Source organism: Amycolatopsis kentuckyensis (assembly GCF_002155975.1).
In the GTDB taxonomy this organism is placed as follows: Bacteria; Actinomycetota; Actinomycetes; order Mycobacteriales; family Pseudonocardiaceae; genus Amycolatopsis; species Amycolatopsis kentuckyensis.
The window spans coordinates 1-4227 of sequence record NZ_MUMI01000352.1 but is presented as its reverse complement, the minus strand read 5'-3'; the positions used below and the strand labels follow the sequence as shown (position 1 = coordinate 4227).

4 protein-coding genes and 2 pseudogenes are annotated in these 4227 nt (G+C 72.2%); all 6 read left to right on the top strand.

All coding sequences use genetic code 11. The annotated features are described in order from the left end of the window. Positions 1-794, top strand: a pseudogene (locus CCN39_RS30695) (nitrate- and nitrite sensing domain-containing protein); the annotation flags it as partial. Positions 795-814: 20 nt separating this feature from the next. Continuing rightward, entirely contained in the window at positions 815-1276 is a 462-nt protein-coding gene (locus CCN39_RS30690; RefSeq protein WP_003085376.1) for a roadblock/LC7 domain-containing protein, read from the top strand. Between the two features lie 25 nt (positions 1277-1301). Beyond that, positions 1302-2081 carry a DUF742 domain-containing protein gene (locus CCN39_RS30685; protein WP_086847858.1) on the top strand — a complete coding sequence of 260 codons (780 nt, stop codon included), beginning with the start codon at positions 1302-1304 and terminating at the stop codon, positions 2079-2081. Next, on the top strand, positions 2062-2670 hold the full coding sequence (locus CCN39_RS30680) for a GTP-binding protein (RefSeq protein WP_043776338.1): 609 nt from the start codon (positions 2062-2064) through the stop codon (positions 2668-2670). The genes CCN39_RS30685 and CCN39_RS30680 overlap by 20 nt, the downstream gene beginning before the upstream one ends. Before the next feature lie 378 nt (positions 2671-3048). Beyond that, on the top strand, positions 3049-3465 hold the full coding sequence (locus CCN39_RS30675) for a roadblock/LC7 domain-containing protein (protein ID WP_043776340.1): 417 nt from the start codon (positions 3049-3051) through the stop codon (positions 3463-3465). 6 nt (positions 3466-3471) lie between these two features. Beyond that, a pseudogene (locus CCN39_RS30670) lies at positions 3472-4227 on the top strand (DUF742 domain-containing protein); the annotation flags it as partial.

Sequence of the window (4227 nt, the reverse complement as noted above, 5' to 3'; positions counted from 1 at the left end):
CCGAGGACCTGGCGCCGCTGGCGCCCTCGCCGAACGGCGACGGGGCCAGCTCGCGGGCCGCCGACACGCAGTTCGCGCCGCTGGTGCTGCCCAAGCGCGAGCCGAAGTTCGTGCCGCCGGAGGAGCCGCCACCGGCGCCCCCGCCCGCGGCCGAGGTGGGCTCGTCGGCGCTCGAGGACGATGTACCCACCCGGCGGTTGCCCATCTACCAGTCGGTGCTGTCACGCTGGTTCAGTGAGGGTGACGACTCGGCCGCCGACCCGGTGCCGCAGCAGAGCGAGGGCGAAGACCCCAACCTGCCGCCGCTCACCGGTACCGACGAGCCGCCCGCGGCTCCCGCGGCTTCGGCGCCACCCGTGCCGGCGGAGCCGTCCCGGGACGAGCTCCAGCCGACCGCGGCGACCCGGCACCCGCTCCTCCCCGCCGACGACGGCTGGCACAGTGCCTCCGACGACGGCTGGCAAGCGGCGCAGTCGCTGCTGGAGTCCAAGAACGAGGAGATCACCCCGGCGGGGCTGCCCAAACGCGTCCCGAACGCCTACCTGGTGCCGGGGTCGATCAGCAGTCCTTCGGTCGACGCGCCCCCGCAGAACAGCTTCGCGGACAACACCGCGGGGATGCCCGGAACGGGTGCGATCACCCGCTCGGCGTCCGCGGCGCGGAGCCGGATGGCAAGCTTCCAACGGGGCTACACCTCGGGACGGCACGCCTTGAAGGAACTCCCGGCCGAAGAACAGCTGCAAGGCAGCAGGGTTCCGGGGCGTGGCAACACCACAGACAGCAGTGAGGAGTGAAAGTGACACGGGCGGGTGCAATGCAGCCGGGTGGCTCCGCGCAGCCGAACGGCCAGGCGCATGCCAAGGCGAACAATGCCGGCAGCTTCGCTTGGCTGATCACGGATTTCGTGCACCGGGTGCCCGGCGCGGCCCACGCGGTCGTGGTGTCGGCCGACGGCCTGCTCCTGGCGGCCTCACGGGGCCTGCCGAAGGACCGGGCGGACCAGCTGGCCGCGGTGGCGTCGGGGCTCACCAGCCTCGCGCGCGGCGCGGCCAAGGTGTTCGAGGGCGGCACGGTGGCGCAGACCGTGGTCGAGATGGCCAACGGTTTCCTCTTCCTCATGTCGGTTTCCGACGGTTCGTGCCTGGCGGTTCTGGGGTCGCCGGAGAGTGACATCGGCCTGGTCGTCTACGAGATGACCTTGCTGGTGGAGCGGGTCGGCCAGCAGCTGACTCCGGAGATGCGGGCGCAACTGCAGGGTGCGGCCGTCCGCCGCTGAGGACCTGGGAACCGAGGAGAGAGCCGTGGACGACGGGCGCTTGAGGGGTGATGGCCGGCTCGGTGACGACTTCTCCGGCGGGTGGTCCGACCAATCGGACGAAAGCCGCGAGGACTGGCAGTCGTTCCGGGACCGCGTCGACCGCGAGTGGCGCGCGCGGCGGGTGCAGGCCTCCGACAGCGACCCCGTGCGGGAGCCGCCGAACTGGCTGACCGACAGCAATGCCGGGCAGGAACCGCTCCGGCCGATCGCCGGCGGCACCGAGTACCGCGACCGCCTCCTCGGCGGTCCGGGCGCGGAGCTGTTCGGTGGCTCGAGCGGGCCGCTGTACGACGCGCACGAGTTCGCCGCCTACAGCGCCGAGCGTGACTTCGGCTCGGGGCCGGACTCCGGGGAGCTGGCCGCGGCGCTGCCGCGGCAGGCCCACCAGGAGTACGTCGACGAGCCGCCGGCCACGGAGATGGAGACGTCGGGCCTGGTCCGGCCGTACTTCCGGACCCGGGGCCGGACGAAGGCGACGCTCGACCTGGCCATCGAGGCGTTGATCTCGACCAGCGAACAGGGCCGGATGCTCGACCGGGTCCGGGTGCCCGAGCACCGGTCGATCTGCGACCTGTGCCTCGACACCAGGTCGGTGGCCGAGGTGGCGGCGCTCCTGCGCCTGCCGCTCGGCGTGGTGCGGGTGTTGATTGGTGACGTGGCGGGCCTCGGGCTGGTGCTGGTGCACTCCAGCAGTCCGACCGTGGGCGACCGCCCGAGTATCGAGTTCATGGAAAGGGTGCTCAGTGGGCTTCGGAGAATTTGACTCCGACGCGAACGCGCCGCAGGTGACGGGTCCGACCTCGTCGGCCAAGATCGTGGTCGCCGGCGGGTTCGGTTCGGGGAAGACAACGTTGGTCGGGGCGATCTCCGAGATCGACCCGCTGACCACCGAGGCCATGATGACCGAGGCCAGCGTCGGACACGACGACACCTCGGCCACGCCCAACAAGACCACCACCACCGTGGCGATGGACTTCGGGCGCATCTCGCTGGACTCGGACCTGGTGCTGTACGTGTTCGGCACCCCGGGTCAGCACCGGTTCTGGTTCATGTGGGACGACCTCGCGGTCGGCGCCATCGGCGCGGTCGTGCTGGTCGACACGCGGCGGCTGGCCGACGCGTTCCCGTCGATCGACTTCTTCGAGAACCGGAAGCTGCCCTACGTCGTGGCCATCAACTGCTTCGACCGGCTGCTGCACCACCAGATCGAGGACGTCCGGCACGCGCTCACCATCGCGCCGTCGGTCCCGATCATGGCGTGCGACGCGCGGGAGCGCGAGTCGGCGAAGCAGGTGCTGATCTCGGTCGTCCAGCACGCGATCGCGCACGATTCGGCGTTGCGCGCGGGATAACCCATGACGCCCCGATCCGGATGCGGCCGTTGGAGTGAACTCCGCGGGCTTCACCCACTTCGGGGAGCGCTGTCACCGTCCGGAGGAGCAGCCGGCCGGCGTGGTCGGCCGGTCTCGGGCCCGTCGGTCGTGGACATCCGCGCTGACCTGCGGCGATGCCTCACGGGTGCGAGCCGTGGGGTGTCCCCCGGTCGGGGGAGGCGGACCGGACTGCGGCGGAACCCGGCCGGGTGCACACGTAGGGTGCGCAGCGGCCGGCCGGTGGCGGACTCGACACCACCGGCGGTGCGAATACGCTTTACCGTGGCGTCGCCGACCGGCCGTGCCGGGCGCTCCGGGGTGCGGCAGGCGACGCCGCACGAGCAAGGAGGAGCAGGAGTGACGGCTTCCGGCCAGGGTTCGTTCGGCTGGCTCATCACGGACTTCGTCCGCCGGGTGCCCGGCGCCGCGCACGCCGTTCTGGTGTCCGCGGACGGGTTGCTGCTGGCGCCGTCGGAAGGGCTGCCCCAGGAACGCGCCGAACAGCTGTCGGCGGTGGCGTCCGGGCTGATCAGCCTGACGGCGGGGGCCGCGCGCTGTTTCGAAGCGGGCGGCGTCAACCAGACCGTGGTGGAGATGGAGCGCGGCTACTTGTTCTTGATGTCCGTTTCGGACGGCTCGTCGCTGGCGGTGCTGGCCGCGCCGACGTGCGACATCGGCACGGTCGCCTACGAGATGACCCTGCTCGTGGAGCGGGTCGGCCAGCAGATCACCCCCGAACTGCGCGCCCAGCTCCAGGGCGGCGTGCGTGGGTAGGGCGAGATGAGGATTTCGGGATTCGACGATCCGGACTCCAGCGGCTGGGACGCACTGCACCGCGGCACCGAGCGCGAGGGTTTCGATTCGCCCAGCAAGTTCGACATGTCGACGCTGTCGATGATCATGCCCAAGCGCAAGCCGGCCCGGCCGCAGCCGGACGCGCAGGGCTACACGGACGAGGACACCCGCGAGTGGGGCTCTTCGGCCGATGACGAGGACGAGTACGCGGCGCCGGAGCCCGCCGACGAGCCCACGGGCCGCCGAGCCAGGCGCTCGCCGTCGCGGGAGCACCCCGGCGAGGATCACGGACGTCCGGAGCCGGGGGCCCTCCCCGGTCGCCGGTCGCCGGAGTACGCCGAGGATTACGCCCGTCCGGAGTCCGGCGGCCTCCCCGGTCGGCGTTCGCCGGAGTCCGGCGCCTTCCTTGGTCGGCGCTCGCCGGAGTTCGGCGACGACTACGTACGTCCGGAGTCCGGCGGCCTCTCCGGTCGGCGTTCGCCGGAGTACGCCGAGGATTACGGCCGTCCGGAGCCCGGGGCCCTGCCCGGCCGGCGCCCGGCCGCCGGTGACCACGACGACCGCCGTGATCCCGGGGGCTTCCCGAGCCGGCGGCCGCCCGAATTCTCCGGCGACGAGCACGCCCGCCCGGCGTTCGGCGGCCACCAGAACCGCCGCTCTCCGGAATTCGGCGACGAGCAGCCGCTCCCGGACCCCCTGGGCTTCCAGGGCACCCACTCGCCGGTCGTGGCCGAGGACGGC

What these genes read in the sequence shown, in the direction of transcription:
- CCN39_RS30690 (WP_003085376.1), top strand. Translation starts at nt 815, where the DNA reads ATGCAGCCGGGTGGCTCCGCGCAGCCGAACGGCCAGGCGCATGCCAAG.